This window comes from Streptomyces sp. CB03238 (assembly GCF_002099185.1).
Taxonomy (GTDB): Bacteria; Actinomycetota; Actinomycetes; order Streptomycetales; family Streptomycetaceae; genus Streptomyces.
Genome location: NZ_NBCN01000001.1, coordinates 414,704 through 440,047 on the forward strand (window position 1 = coordinate 414,704; position 25,344 = coordinate 440,047).

Sequence of the window (25,344 nt, forward strand, 5' to 3'; positions counted from 1 at the left end):
GTACATCGCGTACGGAACCGGCGAGCCAGACATAACAGCTCCCGTGCGGCGCCGCGCCAGACGCGGCGCCCGGGAGCGTGACGGGAGAACCGCCCGCATGCTCGAGCCGAACGAAACCGGCACCACCGCCGGTAACCACAACGAAGAGAACAACTCACCCAGCGACACGCTGCCGCCGCGCCGCCGTCGCCGGGCCGCGTCGCGCCCGGCGGGTCCGCCGGTCACCGCCGCTGCCGGCGAGGCCGCCGAGGTCGTCGTGGAGACGCCCGCCGCAGAGGTGGCCGACGTCGCCTCCCTCGCCGAGGCGCCGGCGGACGCCCCCGAGCCCGCCCCGGCGCGCCAGCGCCGCCGCGCGACCCGTAAGGCGACCGCTCCCTCGGGCGCGCCCGAGGCCGCCGAAGCCACTGTCGAGGAGCCCGGGGCCGCCGAAGCCCCGGCCGCCCCCGCGCGCCGCCGCGCCACCCGTAAGGCCACCGCCGAGGCCCCGGTCACCGAGGAGCCGCAGGCCGCCGAGGCGCCGGTCGCCGAGGAGCCCGAGGCCGCTCCGGCCCGTCCGCGCCGCCGTGCCACCCGTAAGGCCACCGCTCCGGCGGGCGCCCCGCAGGTCGCCGAGGAGCCGCAGGCCGTGGAGGCCCCGGCCGCCGAGGCGCCGGTCGCCGAGGAGCCCGAGGCCGCTCCGGCCCGTCCGCGCCGCCGTGCCACCCGTAAGGCCACCGCTCCGGCCGGTGCCCCGCAGGTCGCCGAGGAGCCGCAGGCCGTGGAGGCTCCCGTCGAGGAGCCCGAGGCCCCGGTCGCCGAAGAGCCCGAGGGCGCCCCGCGCCGTACCCGCCGCCGCGCCACCCGCAAGGCGACCGCGCCCGCCGGCGCGCCGCAGCCGCAGGCCCAGGCCGCGGACGAGGCGGACGTCGCCGAGGCGGGCGAGAGCCTGCCGGCCGATACCGTCGCGCGGATCTCCTCCGACGAGGCCGGGGCCGAGGTCGCCGCCGCCGAGGAGGCCGCCTCGAGGGGCCGCACGCGGCGCCGCGCCACCGCCCCGCAGTTCACCGCCGAGCCGGTCAAGAAGCCCGAGCAGTCCCGTGGCCGCCGTGCCGCGCGGCCCGCCGTGCCGGTCTTCCAGGCGCCGGTCTTCACCGAGCCGATGTTCCAGACCCCGGAGACCGCCGCCGCCGCGGCCGCCGCCGAGGCCGCCGTACAGGAAGAGGCCGAAGAGGTCGAGGAGGTCACCGAGACCGCCGCGCAGACCCCCGCCCCGGTCGCCGAGCAGCCCGAGACCGGTGGCCGCCGCCGTCGCCGTCGCCGTGGCGAGCAGGCCGAGCCGGTCGTCGAGGCGGAGCCGGTGCGCGCCGCCCCGGAGCCGGAGCCCGAGGTCGAGGAGGAGCCCGAGGCCGAGGCGGAGGCCGCCGAGGGCGAGGAGACCGACGAGTTCGGTGACCGTCCGTCGCGCCGCCGCCGTCGCGGTGGCCGTCGTCGCCGCCGTGGTGAGGCCACCGAGGCCGAGGAGGCCGAGGAGGAGGCCGCCCGCGCCGAGGCCGAGGCCGCCGAGCAGGAGGCCGAGGCCGAGGAGGAGGACGAGGAGGCCGAGGACCACGAGGCCGGCACCCCGTCCGCCGCCGGTACCAGCAGCTCGCGCCGTCGCCGTCGCCGTCGCCGCCGCAGCGGTGACGCGGGCGTCGAGACGGAGACCGCCGCCGAGGAGGACGGCGTCCGTACGGTCGTCAAGGTCCGCGAGCCGCGCCCCGCGCGGGAGAAGGCCGAGCCGTCCGACGAGGTGCAGTCCATCAAGGGCTCGACCCGTCTGGAGGCGAAGAAGCAGCGCCGCCGCGAGGGCCGCGAGCAGGGCCGCCGCCGGGTGCCGATCATCACCGAGGCCGAGTTCCTTGCCCGCCGCGAGGCCGTCGAGCGCGTGATGGTCGTCCGCCAGAGCGGCGAGCGCACCCAGATCGGCGTCCTCGAGGACAACGTGCTCGTCGAGCACTACGTCAACAAGGAGCAGGCCACCAGCTACGTCGGCAACGTCTACCTGGGCAAGGTCCAGAACGTGCTGCCGTCCATGGAGGCCGCGTTCGTCGACATCGGCAAGGGCCGCAACGCCGTCCTGTACGCCGGTGAGGTCAACTTCGAGGCGCTCGGCATGGCCAACGGGCCGCGCCGTATCGAGACCGCGCTCAAGTCCGGCCAGTCCGTCCTCGTCCAGGTGACGAAGGACCCGATCGGCCACAAGGGCGCCCGCCTCACCAGCCAGGTGTCCCTGCCCGGCCGCTACCTGGTGTACGTGCCCGAGGGCTCGATGACCGGTATCAGCCGCAAGCTGCCCGACACCGAGCGCGCCCGGCTGAAGACCATCCTCAAGAAGATCGTCCCCGAGGACGCGGGCGTCATCGTGCGCACCGCCGCCGAGGGCGCGAGCGAGGACGAGCTGCGCCGTGACGTCGAGCGTCTGCAGGCGCAGTGGGAGGAGATCCAGAAGAAGGCGAAGAACGGCAACGCTCCGACCCTTCTCTACGGTGAGCCCGACATGACCGTCCGGGTCGTCCGTGACATCTTCAACGAGGACTTCTCGAAGGTGATCGTCAGCGGCGACGAGGCGTGGAAGACCATCCACGGGTACGTGTCGCACGTCGCGCCCGACCTGTCGGACCGGCTCCAGCGCTGGACGTCGGAGGTCGACGTCTTCGCGACGTACCGGATCGACGAGCAGCTGATGAAGGCGCTGGACCGCAAGGTCTGGCTGCCGTCCGGCGGTTCGCTGGTGATCGACAAGACCGAGGCGATGATCGTGGTCGACGTCAACACCGGCAAGTTCACCGGCCAGGGCGGCAACCTGGAGGAGACCGTCACCAGGAACAACCTGGAGGCGGCCGAGGAGATCGTGCGCCAGCTGCGGCTGCGCGACCTGGGCGGCATCGTCGTCATCGACTTCATCGACATGGTGCTGGAGTCCAACCGGGACCTGGTGCTGCGGCGCCTGCTGGAGTGCCTGGGCCGGGACCGTACGAAGCACCAGGTCGCCGAGGTCACCTCGCTGGGTCTGGTCCAGATGACCCGCAAGCGGGTGGGCCAGGGGCTGCTGGAGTCATTCTCCGAGACCTGCGTCCACTGCAACGGCCGTGGCGTGATCGTGCACATGGAGCAGCCGACCACCGCGGGTGGCGGCGGCAACGGCGGCAAGCGCGCCAAGAAGCGCGCCCGCGCCGCCGAGGCCGAGGCGGAGCTGGAGACGGTCGGCACCGAGGAAGAGGTCGAGACCGAGACCGAGGCCGAGGTGGCGGCGGAGGTCGCCGCCCCGGTGGCAGTGGAGGAGCCGTTCCGTCCGGACGAGGAGCTGTACTCCAGCGTCGCGGAGGCCGAGGCGGCCGCGGGCCGTGGCCGTTCTCGCCGCCGGGCGTCCCGCAAGGCGACGGCTCCGGCCGGTGCGCCGAAGGCGGCCGTGGAGCCCGAGCCGCGGCTCGGGGTCGCCGAGGTGGCCCCCGAGGCCATCGAGGTGCAGGCCGTTCCGGCGCTCGCCGCCCCGGTCGAGGAGACGACCGCTCCCGAGGCCCCGAAGGGCCGCACCCGGCGTCGTGCCACCCGCAAGGCGACCGCCCCGGCGGGTCCGCCCAAGCCGGTGGAGGCCGAGGAGGCGCCCGCGCCCGTGACCGTTCCGGCCGAGCCGGAGCCGGTCCAGCCGGAGCCCGTCAAGGAACCGGAGCCGCAGCCCGAGGCCGTCCAGCCCGAGCCCGTCCAGCCCGAGCCGGTCCAGCCGGTCGCCGAGGAGGCCCCCGTGGCCGCCCCGCCGCGTCCGCGCCGCCGGGTGGTCCGCAAGGTCACCGCTCCCGCTGCCTCCCCCGCGGGCGCCGCCGAAGCCGCGGTCATCGTCGTGAGCAGCGGCTCCCCGGTGGAGCCCAAGCCCGAAGAGGCCCCGGCGACCGAGGCCCCGGCGACCGAGACCCCGGAGGCGGAGGCCGCCGGGACCGAGGAGGCCCCGGCCAAGAAGGCCGCGGCTCGCAAGACGGCCAAGAAGGCCACGGCGAAGAAGGCGGCCACCAAGAAGACGGCCGCCAAGAAGACGACCGCGGCGAAGAAGACGACCGCCAAGAAGGCGGCGGCCACCACCTCGGCGGCAAAGACGACAAAGGCGGCGAAGACCGCCAAGTCGGCGTCGAAGAAGACCGCCGCGGCCGAGCAGTAGGCAGCCGGCCGGCCCGGTCGCCGTGACAGCGGTCACGGCGACCGGGCCGGCCGATGGCAAGCTGACTGCTGAACAGTTGGTGAGCGCCGATTGAACGTTCCCCGTTCCGTCCCGGATTAGCCGGGGCGGAACCCGGGATTTCGTTTCGGAATCGATGCCTCCAACGGTTAACGGCCCCGAAATTGACCAGGAAATTCCTGATAATGTGACGCCGGTCGCTGCCGTGGGCGGGCCCCGCCCGAAAACTACGGTCGGTGACCGACCCGGTTCCGGGACAGACCGGTCCCAGCATTCCTCGGTAGGGCGTCGGCATCGCGCCGGAGGGGTAAGCGCGGCCTTGTTAGCCTCCGCAACACCCTTCAGACCTCTGCCACAAAGAGCTCTTGCGGTGTTCAAGGAGGACGTCCATGCCGAGCATCAACGAGCAGCCCATCCCCGCTGCCCGCCCGGTCATCGGTGAAGAAGAGATCGAGGCCGCGGTACGCGTACTGCGCACCGGCCGCGTCGTACAGGGCCCCGAAGTGGCCGCCTTCGAGGAGGGATTCTCCGAGCTGGTCGACGGCCGCCACTGCGTCGCCGTCAACTCCGGTACCTCGGCGCTGCACCTCCTTCTGATGGCTCTGAACATCGGCCCGGGTGACGAGGTGATCGTCCCGTCCTTCTCGTTCGCCGCCTCGGCGAACGCGGTCCGCCTGGTCGGCGCCGACGTCGTCTTCGTCGACATCGAGGCCGACAGCTTCAACATCGACCCGGCCGCGGTCGAGGCCGCCATCACCCCGCGCACCGCCGCGATCATGCCGGTGCACATCTACGGCAACCCGGCCGCCATGGACAAGATCATGGCCATCGCCGAGAAGCACAAGCTCGCGGTCGTCGAGGACGCCTGCCAGGCGCACGCCGCGGCCCTGAACGGCACCCCGGTCGGCGCCTTCGGCTCCGGCGGCACGTTCAGCTTCTACCCGACGAAGAACATGCACTCCCTCGAGGGCGGCATGATCTCCACCGCGGACGCCGAGACCGCCCGCACCCTGCGCCTGCTGCGCAACCAGGGCATGGAGCAGCGGTACGCCAACGAGATCGTCGGCGCCAACATGCGCATGACCGATGTCGCCGCCGCCGTCGGCCGCGTACAGCTGTCCAAGCTGCACGGCTGGACCGAGACGCGCATCGCCAACGCCGCGTACCTGAGCGAGCACATCACCGCGCCGGGCATCGTGACGCCGATCGTGGCCGAGGGCGCGCGCCACATCTACCACCAGTACACGATCCGGGTGCAGGGCGGTGACCGTGACGCCGCCATGGCGAAGCTCACCGAGGCGGGTGTCGGCAACGCCGTCTACTACCCGACCCCGATCCACCGGCTGAAGCCGTACTGGGAGCCGGACCAGAAGGCGGGCCGCAACTGGGACCTGCCCGAGACGGAGAAGGCCGCCGCTGAGGTCGTCTCGCTGCCCGTGCACCCCTCGCTGACCCAGAACGACCTTGAGCGCATCGTCACCGCCGTGAACGCGCTGGGAGAGAACCTGTGACTGCTGCTGGACTGCGGGCCGGCCTGATCGGCCTCGGCTCGATGGGACGCCACCACGCCCGCGTACTGGCCGGACTGGACGGCGTGAGCCTCGTCGGCGTCGTCGACCCGATGGGCGACAAGAACGGCTGGGCGCAGGGCGCTCCCGTCCTGTCCACCGTCGAGGAACTGATCTCGCTGGGCATCGACTACGCCGTCGTCGCCTGCCCGACCGCGCTGCACGAGGAAGTCGGCCTGAAGCTCGCCGACGCCGGCGTCCACGCGCTGATCGAGAAGCCGGTCGCCGACACCGTCGACGGCGCCCGCCGCCTCGTCGAGGCGTTCGAGACGCGCGGCCTGGTGGCCGGCGTCGGCCACATCGAGCGGTGCAACCCGGCGCTGCGCAGCCTCCGCTCCCGCCTGGAGGCCGGTGAGCTGGGCGACGTGTACCAGGTCGTCACCCGCCGCCAGGGCCCCTTCCCGCACCGCATCGCGGACGTCGGCGTGGTCAAGGACCTCGCCACCCACGACATCGACCTGACGGGCTGGGTCACCGGCCAGCAGTACACGTCGATCGCCGCGCACACGGTGTCGAAGTCGGGCCGCCCGCACGAGGACATGGTCTCCGCCGTCGGCCAGCTCTCCGACGGCACGATGGTCAACCACCTGGTCAACTGGCTGAGCCCGCTGAAGGAACGCTTCACGTCGGTCACCGGCGAGAAGGGCTGCTTCATCGCGGACACCCTTACCGCCGACCTCACGTTCTACTCCAACGCCGCCGTCGCCACCGAGTGGGAGGCGCTGCGCGCGTTCCGCGGTGTCTCCGAGGGTGACATGATCCGCTACGCCATCCCGAAGCGCGAGCCGCTCCTCGTCGAGCACGAGCTGTTCCGGGACGCGGTCCTCGGCAAGGGTGACGACATCTGCACGCTGCGCCAGGGTCTGCGTACGGTGGAGGTGGCCGCGGCCGTCATCGACTCCGCCGACCGCGGTGTCACCGTGCGGCTCACCCCGGAGGACGTGGCCAGTTGACCACACCCGATGTCACCGTCGTGGTAGCCGTGTACAACACGATGCCGTACCTCACCGAGTGCCTGAACTCGCTGGTGGGGCAGAGCATCGGGCTGGACCGGCTCGAGGTCGTGGCCGTCGACGACGGCTCGACCGACGACAGTGGCCGGGAACTGGACCGCTTCGCGGAGAAGTACCCGAACACTGTCAAGGTGATCCATCAGGCCAACTCCGGTGGCCCGGCTGCTCCCAGCAACCGGGCCCTGGAGCTGGCCACCGGTCGTTATGTGTACTTCATCGGCTCCGACGACTACCTGGGCAAGGAAGCCCTGGAGCGCATGGTGGCCTGTGCCGACAAGCACGGCTCCGACGTCGTCGTCGGCAAGATGGTGGGCACCAACGGCCGTTACGTCCACCAGGCGCTCTTCAAGAAGAGCGACCCGGACATCTCGCTGTACGACTCGGCCCTGCCGTTCACCCTGGCCAATACCAAGCTCTTCCGCCGCGAGCTGGTGGAGAAGTACGAGCTGCGCTTCCCCGAGGACCTGCCGGTCGGCTCCGACCAGCCGTTCACCCTGGAGGCGTGCGTACGGGCCGCGAAAATCTCGGTCCTCGCGGACTACACGTACTACTACGCGGTCAAGCGCGGCGACGCCAGCAACATCACCTACCGGGCGAACCACCTGTCCCGGCTGCGCTGCACCGAGCGGATCATGCACTTCGCGGCCTCGCTGATCGAGGCGGGCCCGCAGCGTGACGCGGTCCTCAACCGCCACTTCACCTGGGAGCTCGCCAAGCTCATCCAGGACGACTTCCCCTCGCTCGACGCGGCCACCCGGACCGAGGTGTGCGCGGGCATCGCGAAGCTGGCGGACGAGTACTTCACCGACGCGCTGCGCGACGCGATGGACGTCAAGCGGCGGGTGCGGATCTGCCTGGCCCGGCGCGGCGCCGTCGAGGAGCTCGTACGGGCCATCGAGGACGAGGCCGCGCACGGATCCCCGCCGCTGCTCCTGGAGGATGGGCGGGCGTTCGTCCGCTACCCCGGCTTCCGCGACCCGGCCGTCGGGCTGCCCGACCGGGTGTACGAGGTGATCGGCGAGGCCGTCCCCGGCCGGCTGGCCGAGGTCACGTCGCTGGCCGCGGCCGAGTGGGACCAGAACGGCGACGACATGGCCGTCGGCCTGACGGTACGGCTCGGGCTGACCGGCGAGACCGGCTCGGCCGTCGTGAGGCTCGCCACCAAGGCCATGCCCAAGAGCGCCGACAAGCCCGGCGCCCGCAGGCTCCCCGTAGGACACGAACTGCCCGCGCCGGTCGGGGAGTTCACCCGCAAGCCGACCGAGGACGGCGAGGGTACCCTGCTCACCGCCCGTATCCCGGTCAAACCCAAGAGCGCCAAGCTCGGTGTGCGCGTGTACGCCGACGTGGCAGGCTCGACGTACGAGATTCCCGTGCCGGTCCGTGGCGTGCCACTGCCCCTGGCGCGGCGCTGGCGCGAGGTGATCCCGTACCGGATCTCCGCCAACGCCAACCCCAAGGGGCGGCTGGTGATCACCACGGCTCCGCTCTGGGAGCCCTCGCGCGGCGTGGGCAAGCGACTGCGTCAACTGATGTCCCGTGTGAAGAGGAAACTGACCCGATGAATATCTGTGTAGTCGCGCTCGGCAAGATCGGCCTGCCGCTCGCCGTGCAGTTCGCCGCCAAGGGCCACAAGGTCATCGGCGCCGACGTCAACGAGAAGGTCGTCGAGCTGGTCAACGCCGGCACCGAGCCCTTCCCCGGCGAGCACGACCTCGACCGGCTGCTGAAGCAGACCGTCGACGCCGGTCTGCTGTCCGCGACCACCGACACCGCGGCCGCCGTCGCCCAGTCCGAGGCCGTCGTGGTCGTCGTCCCGCTGTTCGTGGACGCCGAGGGCACCCCCGACTTCGGCTGGATGGACTCCGCCACCAAGGCCATCGCCAAGGGCCTCAAGCCGGGCACCCTCGTCTCCTACGAGACCACCCTGCCGGTCGGCACCACCCGCACCCGCTGGGCGCCGATGCTGGAGGAGGGCTCCGGCCTGACGGCGGGCGAGGACTTCCACCTGGTCTTCTCCCCGGAGCGCGTCCTCACCGGCCGGGTCTTCGCCGACCTGCGCCGCTACCCCAAGCTCGTCGGCGGCATCGACGAGGCGTCGGCCAAGCACGGCGTCGAGTTCTACGAGCAGGTCCTCGACTTCGACGAGCGCGACGACCTGCCGCGCGCCAACGGCGTGTGGGACCTGGGCACCGCCGAGGCCTCCGAGCTCGCCAAGCTCGCCGAGACCACGTACCGCGACGTCAACATCGGTCTGGCCAACCAGTTCGCCCGGTTCGCCGACAAGCAGAACATCGACGTCCTTAAGGTCATCGAGGCCTGCAACAGCCAGCCCTACAGCCACATCCACCAGCCCGGCATCGCCGTCGGCGGTCACTGCATCCCGATCTACCCGCGGATGTACCTGTGGAACGACCCGGAGGCGACCGTCGTGCGCTCGGCCCGCGAGGCCAACGCCGCGATGCCCGAGTACGCCGTCGACCTGCTGGCCGCCGCCTACGGCGACCTGAAGGACGTGAACGTGCTGGTGCTGGGCGCCGCCTACCGCGGTGGCGTCAAGGAGACCGCGTTCTCCGGCGTCTTCGGCACCGTCCAGGCTCTCAAGGCCCGTGGCGCCGTCCCGTACGTCTCCGACCCGATGTACACGGCCGAGGAGCTCGCCGCGCACGGCCTCACCCCCCACCAGGGCGAGAAGGTCACCGCCGCGATCCTCCAGGCCGACCACGCCGAGTACCGTGAGCTGGCCGCCTCCGACCTGCCGGACGTCACCGTCCTGGTCGACGGCCGCCGCACCACGGACCCGGCCCGCTGGGAGGGTGTCCGCCGCGTCGTCATCGGCGGCTGACCCGGCAGTCGGTCCCGTACACAACGAACAGTGGCCCTGCCCCGCGCACGTGTGGGGCAGGGCCGGTTTGCAGAGGTTTCCCCATGACCTGGTTGATTACTGGCGGCGCCGGATTCATCGGCTCCCACGTGGTGAAGGCGATGGCCGAGGGCGGCGAGCGGATCGTCGTCCTGGACGACCTGAGCACGGGCCGCGCCGAGCGGCTCCCCGCCGGCGTCCCCCTGGAGGTCGGCACCGTCCTGGACCGTGACGTCGTCGACCGCGTCCTCCGTGAGCACGCCGTCACCGGCATCGTGCACATCGCGGGCAAGAAGCAGGTCGCCGAGTCGGTCGCCAAGCCGTTGCACTACTACCGCGAGAACGTCGAGGGCCTCCGTACGCTCCTGGAGGGTGCCGTCGAGGCCGGGGTGAGCCGGTTCCTGTTCTCGTCGTCGGCCGCCGTGTACGGCATGCCCGACGTGGACCTGGTCACCGAGGCCACCCCGTGCGCGCCCATCAACCCGTACGGCGAGACCAAGTTGGCCGGCGAGTGGCTGGTCACGGCGACGGGCCGGACGTACAAGATGGCGACCGCGTCGCTGCGGTACTTCAACGTGGCGGGCGCCGCCACGCCCGAGCTGGGCGACGACGGCGTCTTCAACCTCGTACCGATGGTGTTCGAACGCCTCACGGCCGACGAGCAGCCGCGGATCTTCGGCGACGACTACCCGACGCCCGACGGCACCTGCATCCGCGACTACATCCACGTCGAGGACATCGCCTCCGCGCACGTCGCCGCCGCCCGCCGGCTCGCGGCCGACCCGGACGCCTCGCTGGTCCTGAACATCGGCCGCGGCGAGGGCGTCTCCGTCACGGAGATGGTCGACATCATCCAGGACGTCACCGGCCGCACCGACATCGAGCCGCTCGTCACCGACCGCCGCCCCGGCGACCCGGCCCGCGTGGTGGCCTCCGCCGACCGCATCGCCGATGAGCTGGGCTGGACCGCGCGGTACGGCGTGCGCGAGATGGTCGAGTCCGCGTGGGCGGGCTGGCAGCTGCGCCACCCGTAAGCACCGCACATACGAGAAGGGCCCCGGGATCGCTCCCGGGGCCCTTCTCTCGTACCGCCTAGCGGTCTCCGAGGAACAGCTTGTCGAAGGCCTTGCTCACGACAGGCCAGTCCCACGTCGACAGCGCGTACTCCGACGCCAGCTTCCCGGCGTTCTGCCACGCCTCCTCGGTCGCCGTCGTCTCCAGGATCCGCTGCGCGGCCTCCTCCGTGGAGCCGACGACCCAGCCCTCCGGGTACAGCGTGCGGGCGCTGTTGGGCTTGCCCGCGTAGAACGGCCAGTCGCGGGCGACGGGGACGGCGGCGCTCGCCGCGCCCTCCATCAGGCCCACGTGGCAGCCCTCACGTACCGACGAGGACAGGATGACGCCGATGTCGGTGAGCGCCGACGGCACGTCGTCGGTCGGGCCGAGCCGCAGCACGACACCTTCCTCGACGAGCGGGGCGATCTCCTTCTCGAACTGGCGCCGGTAGTCGCGGGTCGCCCGGCTGGTCTTCGGGTTCATGTCGCCGCCCACCAGCAGCAGCCGGTAGCGCTCGTCCTGCTCCCGCACCCGCCGCAGGACGTCCACGGCCCACATCGGGTCCTTGGCGACCTGGCTGATGCCCACCAGGCCCAGGTTGAAGCGGGCGTCCTCGGACTTCGGGCGGGCGAAGCCCGACAGGTCCATGGCGTTGTCGATGAGGTGAGCGCGCGGCGCGCTGTCACCGCGCAGCATCGGCACCAGCGACTCGACGAGGTCCTTCACATGGGGGGCGACGTAGATCAGGTCGTCGATCCGCGAGAAGTCCGTCATGTGCGGCCAGCGCGTGAACGCCTCGTAGCTGTGCAGGCGGACGACGATCCGGGTGTCGCCCGGGTCGATCGTCGTCAGCATCGCCGCCGGGCCCACCGACCAGTCCAGGAAGACGGTGTCCGCCCAGTCCAGGTACGGCCGCATCAGCCGCTCGACTTCCTCCTGGTACGTGCTCGTACCGCCGGCCAGACGGTCCTCCAGCACCCGGCGGCCCGCCCACGCGATCCGCTTGAGCGCCTTCTGCGCCGCCAGGTCCAGGTACCGCAGCTCCACGCCCTCGTGGTTGCCGTACCGGTCCAGGATGTGGTGCAGGAAGTTGTCGTTGGCGCTGGTGGTGACCAGCAGCCGCAGCGGACGGTCCTTGGGCGCCGGCGCGGCCGGGGTCCTGCGGCCCTGCGGGCGCTGCATGACGCCCATCACCTTGGAGCGGTACAGCGGCTTGACGAAGCCCTCCGCGTCCTTGGCCAGCGGCGACGACAGCTGGTCGATGTGCAGCACCCGGTGGAAGCCCAGGAACAGCGCACGGTCCAGCGCGAAGGACGCCTTCTCGTGGTTGCCGTCCGCGAACTGGGCGTCGGCGTGCGCGAGCTGCGCGGCGACCGCCTTGTCGAGGTCGCGCGGGTTCAGCCCCTTGCCGAGCTCCTTCATCACGGCCTCGTCCAGCAGCTGCGCCTTGAGCCCCAGGTCGGAGATCTTCGACGCGGCGGCGGCGAGCGCCAGGGCGGCGCCACTGGTGCGGCCCGCCCACTGCATGCCCTCGGCCACATAGCGGGAAGTCGCGATGCGCACCTTGGGCGGCACGCCGGGCGCCGTGACGGCCGTACGCCACATCCGGGCACCCACCGTGGAGCGCATCACCGGGCGGGCGGTGGCGCGCCGCATGACGGCGGCCGGCAGGCCGTCCACGGAGCGGCGCACGTTCTGCTTGACGACGTCCAGCGGCGGCAGGACGCCCCGGCCGGCGGTGGAGCCCTTCTCCTTGACCCGGTCGACGGCCTTCAGGGCCGGCGCCAGGCCGAAGTGGGCCTCCTCGATCCGGTAGTACTGCGCGAGGCGCCACACCGTGTAGACGGCGCCCGCGTCGAGCGCCACCAGGACGTCCGCCGTGCGGGCCTGCCGGCGCAGCCGGCTGTCCCGCTGCGCCTGCATCCACACCTTCATGCCGCCCGGCGCCATACGGGCCTTGCGGCGCAGCGCCGCGCTGCGGACGTTGAGGTTGCGCGGGAGCTGGTGCGTGCCGTCCAGCTCCATGGCGGCGAGTTCCTCGGCGACCGGCTCGAGGTGGAACGTACCGGCGAGGAACGTCTTCGCGCCCGCGGCGCGGAACTTGCGCACCGAGTCGGCGAACACGCCCAGCTGGGGCCGGACGCTGGCGATGAACAGGACGGTGGTCACAGGGACGGTCCTCCGGCGACGATCTGGTTCTCGGCGAGGGAAGCCGCGTCCGTGCTTTCCGGCCTGAGCGCGGCGTAGTCGTCGATCAGCTGCTTCACGGCGGAGGTCATCAGCGCCTCGCGGGTGAACTGGTCGGCGTGCGCCATGGCTTCGGCGTGTACCTCGTCGCTCGTCTCCACCGCCATGTGCGCGGCCGTGATGAAGGACTCGGTCAGCCCCTCCTCGTCGATGCCGACGGCGCCCGTCCACAGCGGGTGCCCGCGCAGCACGTTGGACGCGTCGTGCTCGACGACGTGCGCCGAGACGATCGGCAGGCCGGTCGCCATGTACTCGTACACCTTGCCGGAGGTGACGTAACGGCCGCCGATGAGGATGAGGACCATCGCGTCCCAGCGGGCGTAGATGGACGCCACCTCGGCCTTGGCGGCGGGGCCGCCGAAGCGTACGCCGTCGACCTCGGCCTGCTTGAGGACCTCGGCGTGCCGGTTGGCCTCGCGGCCGGAGCCGTTGCCGATGTGACCGCGCACCTCGAAGGTGGCGTTGGCCAGCAGCGGCTCCTTCTCGCGGGCGGCGCGCCAGGCGTTGAGCACGGTCTCCAGGTGCGGGACCGTGAAGTTGACGGTGCCGAGGTAGCCGAAGGCCAGGCCCGCCTCGGGGTTGGCGCGGTGCGCCTTGCCCGGCGAGCTGTCGGCGTCGTAGCCGTTGCGCACGACGTGGACGCGGTCGGCGAAGTCGGGGTAGCGGGTGCGGTAGTGCTCCGCGATCGGGTCGTTGACGACCCACAGGGACAGCGCGTTGTCGAGGATCTTCTGCTCCCAGCGACCCTCGGCGGAGTCGCGGGCGAACGCCTCGACGCCGTCGATGACGTCGATGGACCAGCCGTCGCGGAAGTCCACCGCGTACGGGACCTTCGCCTCCTCCCACAGCTTCCACGCCGCGGCGAGGTTGACGTAGGGGACGCAGCTGGCGAGCAGCAGGTCGGCCGGGTGCTCGCCGTGGATGCGGAGCACGGCCTGCTCCAGATCCTCGCGCCACTCACCGAAGTTGGGCTCGGGGAAGGGCTCCATCTGGCGACGGCGCAGCCGCGTCACCCACCCGTTCGGGTTGAGTGCGCGCTCCTCGCTGTACAGACGGATGTCCGTCTCCAGGTCCTCGCGCACCAACGGCAGTTCGACGATCTTGATCTTCGGGTCGACCTGCTCCAGAAGGGTGAGGTCGACGCCGGAGTCCCTTTCCCACGACTCCTGCGCGATGGTGACGACGGTGACGTCCCAGCCCTGGTTGATGAACTGGTTCGCGGTCTCGCGCATGCGGTACGCGCAGCTCTTGGCCGCGGGCGGGAAACCGATGGCGAGGTAGATCACATGGGGCCGCTTGCCTGCCGCGGGCAGCCCGGACCTGGGAGACGCTGACATAACCGGTGACGCTAGCACGGTGACATGTACGGAAAAGTGCCTCGTGAGAGGACCTGTCCGGTCACGCGTGCCGGCTGCCTCCCTTCCACTCTTCCATGATCCGGACAACGTTGCGGGCGGCCCGTCCGTCGCCGTACGGGGTGCCCGGGTCGGCCGTGGGCACCGCACGGGTCACGGTGGCGGCCCACTCGTCGGCCGGCAGCGTGTGCGGGTCGGGAACAAGGACGTTCCAGCCCGTGTCGACGGTTTCCACCCACTCCGTCTCGGGACGGATGGTGGTGGTGATGCGCTCCAGCAGGAACGCTTCCTTCTGCAGACCGCCCGAGTCGGTCACCACACCGGCCGAGGCCAGCACGGCGGCGACCAGACCGGCGTACGGCAGCGGACGGCCGACGTGCACGGAGCCGGTGTTCAGCTCGATGTTGTGCGCCTGGGCACGCGAGACCAGACGCGGGTGGGCGAGCAGCGCGACGGGGACCGGCAGGCCGGCCAGCGAGTCGATGATCGCGCGGAGGCGCTCCGGGTCGTCGGTGTTGTCCGGCCGGTGCAGCGTGGCCAGCAGGAACGGCTTCGACGGGTCGATGCCCTCGGGCAGCGCCGGCGCGGGGTGCTTGCCCGCCAGCACGTCGTCCCGGATCTTCAGGCAGATGTCGACCATCACGTCACCGGCCAGTACGGCACGGTCCTTCAGGCCCTCGTCGGCGAGGTGGCGCATGGCCTCCTCGGTCGGGGCGAGCAGGACGTCGGCGCAGTGGTCGGTCAGGACGCGGTTGTGCTCCTCCGGCATACGCCGGTTGAACGAGCGCAGACCCGCCTCCAGGTGGGCGACCGGCAGGTGCATCTTCACGGCCGAAAGCGCACCGGCGATGGTCGAGTTGGTGTCGCCGTAGACCAGCACCCAGTCCGGCTTCTCGCGCTCCAGGACCGGGTCCAGCGCGGAGAGCACGGCACCGGTCTGGACGCCGTGGCTGCCGGATCCGACGCCCAGGTGGACGTCCGGGTCAGGGATGCCGAGGCCGTCGAAGAAGACGTCGGAGAGGTCGGCGTCGTAGTGCTGCCCGGTGTGCACGATGAAGTGCTCGTGCTCCGTCTCGGCGAACGCGGCCGCGATGGGGGCGAGCTTCACCAATTGGGGACGTGCGCCGACGATGCTGATGACTTTCACTGAGCACTCTTCTTCTACTGGGACAGGTCAATGAGGGAGGCGTGCCGTGCCATCGTAGGCAATGGCCGGGATGACCAGGCCCGCGGCCGGAGCACGGGGTGGAACGGCACGGTCCGACGGCCGTGGTCAGACATGGTCAGAAGGTGCGTGCGCACCGCTGAACGGCCGGGATAACGATTCCGTGAACAGTTGACGGCGAGGTTTCGCGGCGGTGCGGACGGGGTCTCAGGGCCGTACGGAGCGGGGGCCGAGGCTTTCGGCACCGTGCGCGGCCACGCGCCGGCGCAGTTCCCGGTCGGCCGTCACCACGAGGCACGTACGCCCCGCCGCGGCCGCCTCGCCCGCCAGCTCCACGATCCGGTCGTCGCCGCTGCCGGGCGCCGCGTCGACCCGCACCCCCGGCACCGGCTCCACGCCCCGGGCCTGCCCCTCGACGACGAGCACGACGTCCAGCGGGCCCGGATGCCCGGCGACCCCGCCGGAGGCGTACGGGACGAGCCGGTCACGCAGTCGCTCGGCGGCTCCGCGGCGGTCCCGCCACCAGCCGTCGGGCACCGATCCGACGACGTTCGCGGCATCGACGACGAGGAGAGTGAGCACGCTACGAGGGTCCCATGCACGGGCGGCCGGGTGGGCCTTTCGGGGGACTGGGGAACACGCGTCAAAATGCTATCGTCGCGCAAGCTTGGGGGAACTGTGCGTGAACTGTTTGAACTGTTCAGGGGAAGGTCGGCGGTGAGCCATGGCGGTGTGGTCCGCGCGGAAGTCCAAGCGTCCTGCGGACGCCCCTCCGCGCCGTAGCGCCGCCACGGGCGGTGCCCCGCTCCCCGACGCCTCCTCCCTCCCGGCCACCACCGACTGGCTGGTGCGCGGCAAGGACGGCCGCCTCACGGCGTACGCCCCGGTCGAGGGCGCCGTGCTGCGCTGGACCGAGAAGCACCCGGGCGGCCCCGAGTGGACCGGCCCCGAGAAGCTCCCGGCGCCCGGCATCGTGCCGCACCTCTCCATAGCCCAGGGCGCCGACGGCTACGTCCACCTCGTGGCGCTGCGCCGCACGCGCCTCGCGGACGGCACCCCCGCCACCGACGTGGTCTTCGCGCTCCAGTACCAGTCGGGCCTGGCGGTACGCGACTGGGCCGTTGTGGGCAACCCGTACCCGAACGACCCGGCGCTCGCCGCGCAGATCGGTCTGCCGGCGGCCGTCATCGACTCCGACGGCTCGCTGCACGTCTTCGTACGCAATGTGGGCGGCGGGATCTGCGGGCGCTCCTCGGTGCCGTCGGGCAAGTGGAACAAGTGGGCCGACCTCAAGGGCAGCGGGATCGTCGGCGATCACACCATCACGGCGTCGATCACCACCGACGGGCTGATGGAACTCGTCGCGCCGACGGCCGGACACATCCTGCGCTGGACGCAGGAGACCAAGGGCGTGAAGTTCCAGCGCGCCGAGGACATCCCGGCCAGGGCCGAGGCGGGCTCCCTCTCCTCGGAGCGCACCGGCGCGGGCCGCCTCACCCACTTCTGGCACGACGCCGACGACGGTACGGTCCGGGCCTGGCGCCCCTCCGACAAGGCCCCGTCCGTCCTCGGCTCCGGCGCGGGCACCGGCCCGGTCGCCACCCTCCGTACCGCCGTGGACGGCCACGACTGCACGGTCATGGCCCGCCGGGACGCCGCCACCGGCCGCCCCGCGCTGGCCGCCTACCCGACGGAGGACGAGGCGCTCGGCGCCACCTGGACGCTCACCGGCGAACCGTGCGCGGGCGCACCCGCGCTCGCACTCGACGGCCGCGGCCGGGTCGTCATGGCCGCCTTCGGCACGGACGGCACCCTGCGCGTCGCCCGCCAGAAGCCGGAACCGGGGCTGGCCCTGGAGGCGTGGGCGCGGGTGTAGGGGGCCGGGGCGGCGCCGGTCGCCTCCGGCGGCGGGTCCCTCCTCGTGGTGGCCACCCGTTTTGTTGTGCCCACCCGTTCCGCTGGGCACAACGGGACTGGGGCGGTGCCCTTGCCTGGGTGCCCACGGGGGCGGTGCGTGGCCACGGGGGCGGTGCGTGCGTGGGGGCGGGGCCCCTCCGGGCTCGCCTCCTCGAGGCCGGCGGCCTTAGGTGCCTTTTCCGGGAGCCGTTTCGTCGCCGCCAACCTCTGCGGGGGCGACCCTGCACGGGCCCCACCCGGCCGTCTGCCGGGTGCGGGCCGTGGCAATGGGCGGCCGGCCCGTACGTCAGGCCGCGCGCTCGGTGAGCGTGCCGTCCTTCTCGTCGAACAGCGCGCCGGTCTTCGGGCACTCCCACACGCCCGGCTCGCCGGCCCGCTCCACCAGCCGTACGCCGGCCCGGCCGACCCAGCCGATCTGCCGTGCCGGAACGCCCACGACCAGCGCGAAGTCGGGGACGTCCTTGGTGACGACCGCGCCCGCGGCCACCATCGCCCAGCGGCCGATCTCCAGCGGTGCCACGCACACCGAGCGCGCGCCGATCGAGGCGCCGTCGGCGATCTTCACGCCCACGGCTTCCCAGTCGCCGCCGCGCTTCTGCTTGAAGTCGGGGTCGACGGAGCGCGGGTTGTGGTCGTTGGTGAGGACGACGGCGGGGCCGATGAAGACACCGTCGCCGAGCTCGGCCGGCTCGTAGACCAGGGAGTAGTTTTGCAGCTTGCAGTTGTCGCCCATGCGCACGCCCGTGCCGACGTACGCACCGCGGCCGATCACGCAGCCCTCGCCGAGCTTCGCGTCCTCGCGGATCTGCGCGAGCTCCCAGACGCTGCTCCCGGCGCCGATCTCGGCGGTGTCGGCGACCTGCGCGGTGGGCTGGACCCTGTAGTTCACTGTGCTCTGCCTTCCGGTGTGCGGCTTGCCCGGTGAGCATACGGGCGGTGGCCCCGGCGCGGTCCGGACGGGCTGGTTTGACCCCCGGAAGCGGGGACCGTAACCTTGACCGTCGGCGTGTTTCCATGCGCGCCAGCTCCTGAGCACCTCCCTCCCGCCTGGTCGGGAGAGGCCGCTCATCCTTCCGGAACAGTCACGGGCCCGTCGGCCCGTGCGAGCGGCTGGCATCAGGGGTTTCCGTTCCGAGCGAGAGAGAGATCCGCGTGTACGCCATCGTGCGCAGCGGTGGTCGCCAGCACAAGGTTGCTGTCGGCGACATCGTTGAGGTTGACAAGATTTCCACTGCCAAGGTTGGCGACACGGTCGAGCTCTCGACCCTGCTCGTTGTCGACGGCGACGCTGTGACCAGCGACCCGTGGGTGCTGGCCGGCATCAAGGTCCAGGCCGAGGTCGTGGACCACCACAAGGGCGCCAAGATCGACATCCTGCGCTACAAGAACAAGACCGGCTACCGCCGTCGCCAGGGCCACCGCCAGCAGTACACGGCGATCAAGGTCACGGCGATCCCCACGGCTGCGAAGTAAGGGACTGAGGAGACATGGCACACAAGAAGGGCGCATCGTCCACCCGGAACGGTCGCGACTCCAACGCTCAGCGGCTCGGCGTGAAGCGCTTCGGCGGTCAGGTCGTCAACGCCGGTGAGATCCTGGTCCGCCAGCGTGGCACCCACTTCCACCCCGGCTCGGGCGTCGGCCGTGGCGGCGACGACACGCTGTTCGCGCTGCAGGCCGGTGCGGTGCAGTTCGGCACCTTCCGTGGCCGCAAGGTCGTGAACATCGTTCCGGCTGCCTAAGCCACTTTCGCGGAGGCGGACCTCACTTCCCGTACGGGAAGCGGGTCCGCCTTTCGCTTGTTGCACCGAAGACATTTCCTACGTAACTGGAGGCACAGGACATGACCACCTTCGTGGACCGCGTCGAGCTGCATGTCGCCGCGGGTAACGGAGGCCACGGCTGTGCCTCCGTTCACCGGGAGAAGTTCAAGCCGCTCGGCGGCCCCGACGGGGGCAACGGCGGCCGTGGCGGCGATGTGATCCTGGTCGTGGACCAGTCGATCACCACCCTGCTGGACTACCACCACTCCCCGCACCGCAAGGCCACCAACGGCAAGCCCGGCGAGGGCGGCAACCGCTCCGGCAAGGACGGCCAGGACCTGGTCCTGCCGGTGCCGGACGGCACGGTCGTCCTCGACAAGAACGGCGACGTGCTGGCCGACATGGTCGGGCACGGCACGTCGTACGTCGCCGCCGAGGGCGGCCGCGGCGGGCTCGGCAACGCGGCGCTGGCCTCGGCCCGCCGCAAGGCGCCGGGCTTCGCGCTGCTGGGCGAGCCGGGACGGTCCGGCGACATCGTCCTGGAGCTGAAGACGGTCGCGGACGTGGCCCTGGTGGGCTACCCCAGCGCCGGCAAGTCCTCGCTGATCTCCGTACTGTCCGCCGCCAAGCCGAAGATCGCGGACTATCCGTTCACGACGCTGGTGCCGAACCTCGGTGTGGTCACGGCCGGCTCGACCGTCTACACGATCGCGGACGTGCCGGGGCTCATCCCGGGCGCCAGCCAGGGGCGTGGGCTGGGCCTGGAGTTCCTGCGGCACGTGGAGCGCTGCTCGGTCCTCGTGCACGTCCTGGACACGGCGACGCTGGAGTCCGACCGTGACCCGGTCACCGACCTGGACGTCATCGAGGAGGAGCTCAAGCAGTACGGCGGCCTCGACGACCGTCCCCGGATCGTCGTCCTCAACAAGATCGACATCCCGGACGGCAAGGACCTCGCGGAGATGATCCGTCCGGACCTGGAGGCGCGCGGCTACCGCGTCTTCGAGGTCTCGGCCGTCGCCCACCTGGGCCTGAAGGAGCTGTCCTTCGCGCTGGCCGAGATCGTCGCCAAGGCGCGGGCCGCCAAGCCGAAGGAGGAGGCGACCCGGATCGTCATCCGCCCGAAGGCGGTCGACGACGCGGGCTTCACGGTCACGCAGGAGGAGGACGGCCTCTTCCGCGTGCGCGGCGAGAAGCCGGAGCGCTGGGTGCGCCAGACGGACTTCAACAACGACGAGGCCGTCGGCTACCTGGCGGACCGCCTCAACCGCCTCGGCGTCGAGGACGCGCTGATGAAGGCCGGAGCCCGCGCGGGCGACGGCGTGGCCATCGGCCCCGAGGAGGACGCGGTCGTCTTCGACTGGGAGCCCACGATGATGGCGGGCGCGGAGATGCTCGGCCGCCGGGGCGAGGACCACCGCATGGAGGCCCCGCGTCCTGCGGCACAGCGCCGCAAGGACCGCGAGGCGGAGCGGGACGAGGCCCAGCGCGAGTTCGAGGGCTTCGAGCCCTTCTGATCCCCCGCCCCCGCCTGTCGGCGCACCCGTGCTCGGCTGCGTGCGCCCCGGGGCTTCTCCGGCGCGCCCCGGTGTGTCTTCTGCCGGTTGCCGTCCGGCGGGGTGGCGTGGGGTTTGCCCCAAGGGGCGTGCCCTTTGGGGTGGGCCCCGGCGCGGCGCGGTGCGCCTCCTGGGCGATTGCCGCTCCGGTGGGGCGTCGCCCTCGGGGCGGGCCCGTGCGGTGGTGAGGGCGCGGGGTGTGCGTGCGGGCGGCCGGGACCGGCGTGGGATTGGCGTCGACTGGGCGTGGCCCCCTTCGGGTGTGTCCGGCGCGGGGCCTGTGGGGGCGGGGCCCGTGTTCCGCGCGGCTCGCCGCTTCCGGGTGCGGTCGCCGTCCCGGCGAGGCGTGCCCTTTGGGGTGGGCCGTGCGCGGGGGTGTGCCGTTGGGGTCCCGCTCCGTGGGTCGTGTCCTGGGCTCTCCTTCGCAAGCTCAGTCGTTTTACGCCCAGGACACGCCCCACTGCGCGTCCCCCTTCGGGGCCGAGCCGAGGCCCCGGGCACCTGCGCGGCGCGAAGCTGCCGCGTCCCGGGGGTGTGGGGGCGTCAGTCCCCGCGAACAACCCGGTTCCCCCGCCAGAGGTCCGGGGCGGAGCCCCGGTTTCCGGACGGGGGCGGGACGAAGCCCCCGCGCTCGACCACCGCGCGGCGCGAAGCGGGCGCGCCCGGGGGTGTGGGGGGCGCCAGCCCCCGCCAGGGGGCCCGGGGGCTGGCCCCCGGTTTCGGGAAGGGGCGGGGTGGGGGACTAAGCACCGGCAGCAGACGCCCCGCGGCGCGAAGCCGCCGCGTCCCGGGGGCGTCAGCCCGCTCCCGACGCCGGGCGCGCGTCGAAAAAGCGTAAGAAATCCCGTTTACGTCGCTCCAGCCGGACAACCTGTGGTCGAGGATCACCGTCTTGTCCGTGGGGGTGGGGCCGCAGGCGCCCCGGCTGACTTGAACGGAGCGTTGATGAAGGTCTCCTTCCTCATCCACACCATCTACGGCATCGGCGGCACCATCCGCACCACGCTGAACCTCGCCGAGGAGCTCGCCGGACGGCATGAGGTGGAGATCGTCTCCGTGTTCCGGCACCGGGACGAGCCGCTCTTCGCGATCGACCCGCGCATCACCGTCGTACCGCTCGTCGACACCCGCCCCTCCTCGCCCACCAACGAGAACAAGCACGAGCGGCACCTGCTGCCCGCCGAGCACTTCCCGAGGAACGAGGCGCGGTACACGGAGTACAGCCGCCTCACCGACGAGCGCGTACGCGACCACTACGCCGGCTCCGACGCCGACGTCGTCATAGGCACCCGGCCCGGACTCGTCGCGTACGTCGCCGCGTTCGCGCCCGAGAGCGCCGTGCTCATCGGCCAGGAGCACATGACGCACAACCACCACAAGCCCGCCCTGCGGGCCGAGATGGCCGCGTTCCTGGCGAAGCTCGACGCGTTCGTCACCGTCTCCGAAGGCGACGCGGCTTCGTGGCGCGCGCAGATGCCGCTGCCCGGCACCCGGGTGCTCGCGATCCCCAACAGCGTGCCGGAGCCGGTCGTCACGCCGTCCGACACCTCGGGCACCACCATCGTGGCGGCCGGGCGGCTGGCGTCCGAGAAGCAGTACCACGTGCTGATCGAGGCGTTCGCCAAGGTGGTCGCCCAGCGCCCCGAGTGGACCCTGCGCATCTGCGGCTGGGGCAACCAGAAGGACCGGCTGCGCAGGAGGATCGACGACCTGGGCCTCTACAACAGCGTCCACCTCATGGGCCCGCGTTCCCCCATCGAGCCCGAGTGGGTCAAGGGCGCCATCGCCGTGTCCACCTCCCGCCACGAGTCCTTCGGCATGACGCTCGTCGAGGCGATGCGCTGCGGCCTGCCCGTGGTGTCCACCGACTGCGACTACGGCCCCCGCGAGATCATCAAGGACGGCGAGGACGGCCTGCTCGTACCCGTCGGCGACGTCGGTGCCATCGCCGGCGCGCTGCTCCGGCTCATCGACGACCCCGCGCTCCGCCGCCGTATGGGCGCCGCCGCTCTGGTCAACGGCCGCCGTTTCGACCCGGGCCCGGTGGCCAAGCAGTACGAGGAGCTGTTCGCCGAGCTCGGCGCGGCCGCCTCCCACCGGTCCGGCCGCCACCCGGAGGAGGCTGTCCCCGCGCCCGGAACCGTCGCCGACTGCGTGGCGGACGACGACGGCACCCTCACCGTGACGCTGCTCACCCCCCGTAAGGGCGCCCGCCTGGTGGTCGAAAACCAGGGCTTCCCCTTCGACGAGCACGGCACCGCGACCGTCCCGGCCGGCACGCCGTTCGCCGAGGGCCTCCATCCCGCCCACCTCGAGCTGCCGGGTACGGGCGAACGCGTACCGCTCGCCACCCGCGCCGTCGACCAGCGCGGCGCGATGCGGGCGGCCGCCCGCCAGGGCGCCGGCGAACCGGTACGGCAGCTCGTTCCGTATACGAGGAGCGGTGCTCTGCACCTCCGCTCCTGGGTGCGCCCCCGTCATGCCGAGGTCGGCGACGTCCGCATCCAGGGCGGGACGGTCACGCTGTCCGCGCGGCTGTACGGCGCGGCCGAGACCGGTGGCGCACCGGTTCTGCTGCTGCGGCGGCGCGGCAAGGCCCCGCTGGAGCTGGCCTTCCCCGGCGCCCGGGAGGGCGGTGGCGGTTTCCGGTTCACCTTCTCCTGCACGACCCCCGTCGCCGTCCAGCAGGACTCTCACGATGTGTGGGACCTGTGGCTGCGGCCCGCCCCGGACGCCGGGCCGGTCCGGCTGGCGCGCATCCTCGACGACGTCGTGGAGAAGGGCTCCCTCTTCCCGTACCCCCCGGCCGAACTGCGCAAGAAGCAGCCGCTGGGGCCGGTGCGTGCCCTGGTCGGGAGGCTGGCGGGCACGCCTCGGGACCGGGTCGTGATCAAGGTCTTCTACAGCGCCGCCAACGATCTCGTCCTCAACGTGGTCGACAAGCCGGCCGCGTGATGTCGGTCACCGGAGCACCCTCGCGGTGCCCGCCCGCTCTCCCTGGCCACAGCGTGAACACCGGGTGTCGCGCGGGTGTGGGGTGCCCTCCGTCCGCCTTGCGAGACGGTCACGGAGAGTGCGACCATCAGCCCGTCCCCCAGTCGTCGCAAGGTAGGTCGTTCTGTGTCAGCGCCGCATGAAGCCAAGACCCGCACCACAGCTGTCGTGCTCGCCGGCGGTACCGGCCAGCGCGTGGGTCTCGCGATCCCGAAGCAGCTGCTGAAGATCGCGGGCAAGGCGGTCATCGAGCACACGCTGACGATCTTCGAACAGGCCGAGTGCGTCGACGACGTGATCGTGCTGATGGCGCCGGGGTTCGTGCCCGACGTCGAGAAGATCATCGCCAAGGCGGGGCTCACCAAGGTCACCCGTGTCATCGAGGGCGGCGCCACCCGCAACGAGACCACCGAGCGCGCCATCGAGGCCCTCGGCGAGGGCCTCGGGGAGGGCGAGGACCTCAACGTCCTCTTCCATGACGCGGTGCGTCCGCTTTTGTCACAGCGCGTCATCAAGGACTGTGTCGACGCCCTGGACCGCTACCAGGCCGTCGACGTCGCCATCCCGTCCGCGGACACCATCATCGTGACCCGCACCCACGGCGAGGACGGCGAGTTCATCACCGACGTACCCGACCGCTCCCGGCTGCGCCGCGGCCAGACCCCGCAGGCGTTCAAGCTGTCCACGATCAGGCGGGCGTACGAGATCGCCGCCGGTGACCCCAACTTCCAGGCGACGGACGACTGCAGCGTCGTCCTGAAGTACCTGCCGGACGTGCCGATCCACGTCGTCGCGGGCGACGAGTACAACATGAAGGTCACCCAGCCCGTCGACGTCTTCATCGCCGACAAACTGTTCCAGCTGGCCTCCACCGCCGCCCCGCGCCAGGCCGACGAGGCCGCCTACCGCGAGCTGCTGTCCGGCAAGACGCTCGTCGTCTTCGGCGGTTCGTACGGCATCGGCGCCGACATCGCCGCACTCGCCGAGCGGTACGGCGCCACGGTGTACGCGCTGGGCCGCTCCACCACCGGCACTCACGTCGAGAACCCCGAGCACGTCGAGGAGGCGCTCTCCACGGCGTACGCGGAGAGCGGCCGTATCGACTACGTCATCAACACGGCCGGCGTGCTGCGCATCGGCAAGCTCGCCGAGACCGACAACGCGACCATTCAGGAAGCGCTGAACGTCAATTACCTGGCGCCCGTGCAGATCGCGCGCGCCGCGTACAAATACCTGGTCGAGACCAAGGGGCAGCTCCTGCTCTACACCTCCTCCAGCTACACCCGCGGCCGCGCCGAGTACAGCCTTTACTCGTCCACCAAGGCAGCCATGGTGAATCTCACCCAGGCCCTTGCCGACGAATGGGCCGGCGAGGGAATCCGGGTGAATTGCGTCAACCCCGAGCGCACCGCCACACCGATGCGTACGAAGGCGTTCGGCCAGGAGCCCGCCGGATCGCTGCTGTCCTCCGAGGCCGTGGCCCGGACGTCGTTGGACGTGCTGCTCTCCGAGCTCACCGGCCATGTCATCGACGTACGGCAGCAGGACCCCACCCGTGGGGCGAGCGAGGCGTCCGGCTTCGAGCAGGCCCTGGCCTCGGTGCTGGACCGACAGGAAGATGTGTAATACTCACCAGATGTGCTTTTCGGGCCTCTGTGTCG

17 protein-coding genes are annotated in these 25,344 nt (G+C 71.7%); 12 read left to right on the forward strand and 5 right to left on the reverse strand.

The genetic code is table 11. The features are described 5' to 3' along the window. Positions 1 to 97 precede the first annotated feature (97 nt). The 6 genes from BKD26_RS01875 (at position 98) to galE (ending at position 10,664) form a co-directional block, all read left to right on the forward strand. The gene (locus tag BKD26_RS01875) at positions 98 to 4,168 is read left to right on the forward strand and encodes an Rne/Rng family ribonuclease (RefSeq protein ID WP_084894977.1); all 4,071 of its coding nucleotides are present in this window, start codon (positions 98 to 100) and stop codon (positions 4,166 to 4,168) included. A gap of 407 nt (positions 4,169 to 4,575) precedes the next feature. After that, positions 4,576 to 5,697, forward strand: a complete 1,122-nt coding sequence (locus BKD26_RS01880) for a DegT/DnrJ/EryC1/StrS family aminotransferase (protein WP_084894979.1) — start codon at positions 4,576 to 4,578, stop codon at positions 5,695 to 5,697. After that, positions 5,694 to 6,707 (forward strand): Gfo/Idh/MocA family oxidoreductase, encoded by a 1,014-nt coding sequence (locus BKD26_RS01885; protein WP_084894980.1) that lies wholly within the window; start codon positions 5,694 to 5,696, stop codon positions 6,705 to 6,707. Before BKD26_RS01880 ends, BKD26_RS01885 begins: the two co-directional genes overlap by 4 nt. Further along, entirely contained in the window at positions 6,704 to 8,332 is a 1,629-nt protein-coding gene (locus tag BKD26_RS01890) for a glycosyltransferase family 2 protein (protein ID WP_084894985.1), read from the forward strand. Before BKD26_RS01885 ends, BKD26_RS01890 begins: the two co-directional genes overlap by 4 nt. Further along, positions 8,329 to 9,612: a nucleotide sugar dehydrogenase gene (locus BKD26_RS01895; RefSeq protein WP_084894986.1), complete on the forward strand. Its 1,284-nt coding sequence runs from the start codon at positions 8,329 to 8,331 to the stop codon at positions 9,610 to 9,612. Before BKD26_RS01890 ends, BKD26_RS01895 begins: the two co-directional genes overlap by 4 nt. Before the next feature lie 83 nt (positions 9,613 to 9,695). Then, on the forward strand, positions 9,696 to 10,664 hold the full coding sequence (galE, locus tag BKD26_RS01900; RefSeq protein ID WP_084894989.1) for a UDP-glucose 4-epimerase GalE: 969 nt from the start codon (positions 9,696 to 9,698) through the stop codon (positions 10,662 to 10,664). 58 nt (positions 10,665 to 10,722) lie between these two features. On the opposite strand, the gene BKD26_RS01905 is transcribed toward galE, so the two are convergent. From BKD26_RS01905 to BKD26_RS01920, 4 genes are all read right to left on the reverse strand, one after another. Beyond that, entirely contained in the window at positions 10,723 to 12,855 is a 2,133-nt protein-coding gene (locus BKD26_RS01905; RefSeq protein ID WP_084894991.1) for a glycosyltransferase family 1 protein, read from the reverse strand. After that, a complete protein-coding gene (locus BKD26_RS01910) occupies positions 12,852 to 14,219 on the reverse strand; it encodes a glycosyltransferase (RefSeq protein WP_084894993.1) in 1,368 nt (455 codons plus the stop codon). The genes BKD26_RS01905 and BKD26_RS01910 overlap by 4 nt, the downstream gene beginning before the upstream one ends. Positions 14,220 to 14,331: 112 nt before the next feature. Beyond that, entirely contained in the window at positions 14,332 to 15,435 is a 1,104-nt protein-coding gene (gene wecB / locus BKD26_RS01915) for a UDP-N-acetylglucosamine 2-epimerase (non-hydrolyzing) (protein ID WP_084894995.1), read from the reverse strand. A 225-nt stretch (positions 15,436 to 15,660) separates the two neighbouring features. Continuing rightward, positions 15,661 to 16,035 (reverse strand): NTP pyrophosphohydrolase, encoded by a 375-nt coding sequence (locus BKD26_RS01920; protein ID WP_084894997.1) that lies wholly within the window; start codon positions 16,033 to 16,035, stop codon positions 15,661 to 15,663. A 142-nt stretch (positions 16,036 to 16,177) separates the two neighbouring features. On the opposite strand from BKD26_RS01920, the gene BKD26_RS01925 reads away from it, so the two are divergent. Beyond that, on the forward strand, positions 16,178 to 17,329 hold the full coding sequence (locus BKD26_RS01925) for a hypothetical protein (RefSeq protein ID WP_084894999.1): 1,152 nt from the start codon (positions 16,178 to 16,180) through the stop codon (positions 17,327 to 17,329). A gap of 327 nt (positions 17,330 to 17,656) precedes the next feature. Here the strand turns inward: BKD26_RS01925 and BKD26_RS01930 are convergent, their stop codons facing one another. Next, positions 17,657 to 18,259 (reverse strand): acyltransferase, encoded by a 603-nt coding sequence (locus BKD26_RS01930; protein WP_084895001.1) that lies wholly within the window; start codon positions 18,257 to 18,259, stop codon positions 17,657 to 17,659. A gap of 263 nt (positions 18,260 to 18,522) precedes the next feature. Between BKD26_RS01930 and rplU the strand changes: the two genes are divergently transcribed. The 5 genes from rplU to BKD26_RS01955 all read left to right on the forward strand — a co-directional run bounded on the left by rplU (position 18,523) and on the right by BKD26_RS01955 (position 25,309). Further along, positions 18,523 to 18,843 (forward strand): 50S ribosomal protein L21, encoded by a 321-nt coding sequence (rplU, locus tag BKD26_RS01935; RefSeq protein WP_017944922.1) that lies wholly within the window; start codon positions 18,523 to 18,525, stop codon positions 18,841 to 18,843. A 14-nt stretch (positions 18,844 to 18,857) separates the two neighbouring features. Next, on the forward strand, positions 18,858 to 19,112 hold the full coding sequence (gene rpmA, locus BKD26_RS01940; RefSeq protein ID WP_073751257.1) for a 50S ribosomal protein L27: 255 nt from the start codon (positions 18,858 to 18,860) through the stop codon (positions 19,110 to 19,112). A gap of 101 nt (positions 19,113 to 19,213) precedes the next feature. Further along, positions 19,214 to 20,650 carry a GTPase ObgE gene (gene obgE, locus BKD26_RS01945; protein WP_073751259.1) on the forward strand — a complete coding sequence of 479 codons (1,437 nt, stop codon included), beginning with the start codon at positions 19,214 to 19,216 and terminating at the stop codon, positions 20,648 to 20,650. Positions 20,651 to 21,634: 984 nt separating this feature from the next. Continuing rightward, the gene (locus BKD26_RS01950; protein ID WP_084895003.1) at positions 21,635 to 23,644 is read left to right on the forward strand and encodes a glycosyltransferase family 4 protein; all 2,010 of its coding nucleotides are present in this window, start codon (positions 21,635 to 21,637) and stop codon (positions 23,642 to 23,644) included. A gap of 165 nt (positions 23,645 to 23,809) precedes the next feature. Next, positions 23,810 to 25,309 carry a bifunctional cytidylyltransferase/SDR family oxidoreductase gene (locus BKD26_RS01955; RefSeq protein ID WP_084895005.1) on the forward strand — a complete coding sequence of 500 codons (1,500 nt, stop codon included), beginning with the start codon at positions 23,810 to 23,812 and terminating at the stop codon, positions 25,307 to 25,309. The last annotated feature ends 35 nt before the right edge of the window (positions 25,310 to 25,344 follow it).

Bases quoted from the DNA above. Each gene is read 5' to 3' on its own strand.
- BKD26_RS01875 (WP_084894977.1), top strand. From the start codon at position 98: ATGCTCGAGCCGAACGAAACCGGCACCACCGCCGGTAACCACAACGAA.
- BKD26_RS01880 (WP_084894979.1), top strand. From the start codon at position 4,576: ATGCCGAGCATCAACGAGCAGCCCATCCCCGCTGCCCGCCCGGTCATC.
- BKD26_RS01895 (WP_084894986.1), top strand. From the start codon at position 8,329: ATGAATATCTGTGTAGTCGCGCTCGGCAAGATCGGCCTGCCGCTCGCC.
- galE (WP_084894989.1), top strand. From the start codon at position 9,696: ATGACCTGGTTGATTACTGGCGGCGCCGGATTCATCGGCTCCCACGTG.
- BKD26_RS01925 (WP_084894999.1), top strand. From the start codon at position 16,178: ATGGCGGTGTGGTCCGCGCGGAAGTCCAAGCGTCCTGCGGACGCCCCT.
- rpmA (WP_073751257.1), top strand. From the start codon at position 18,858: ATGGCACACAAGAAGGGCGCATCGTCCACCCGGAACGGTCGCGACTCC.
- obgE (WP_073751259.1), top strand. From the start codon at position 19,214: ATGACCACCTTCGTGGACCGCGTCGAGCTGCATGTCGCCGCGGGTAAC.
- BKD26_RS01950 (WP_084895003.1), top strand. From the start codon at position 21,635: ATGAAGGTCTCCTTCCTCATCCACACCATCTACGGCATCGGCGGCACC.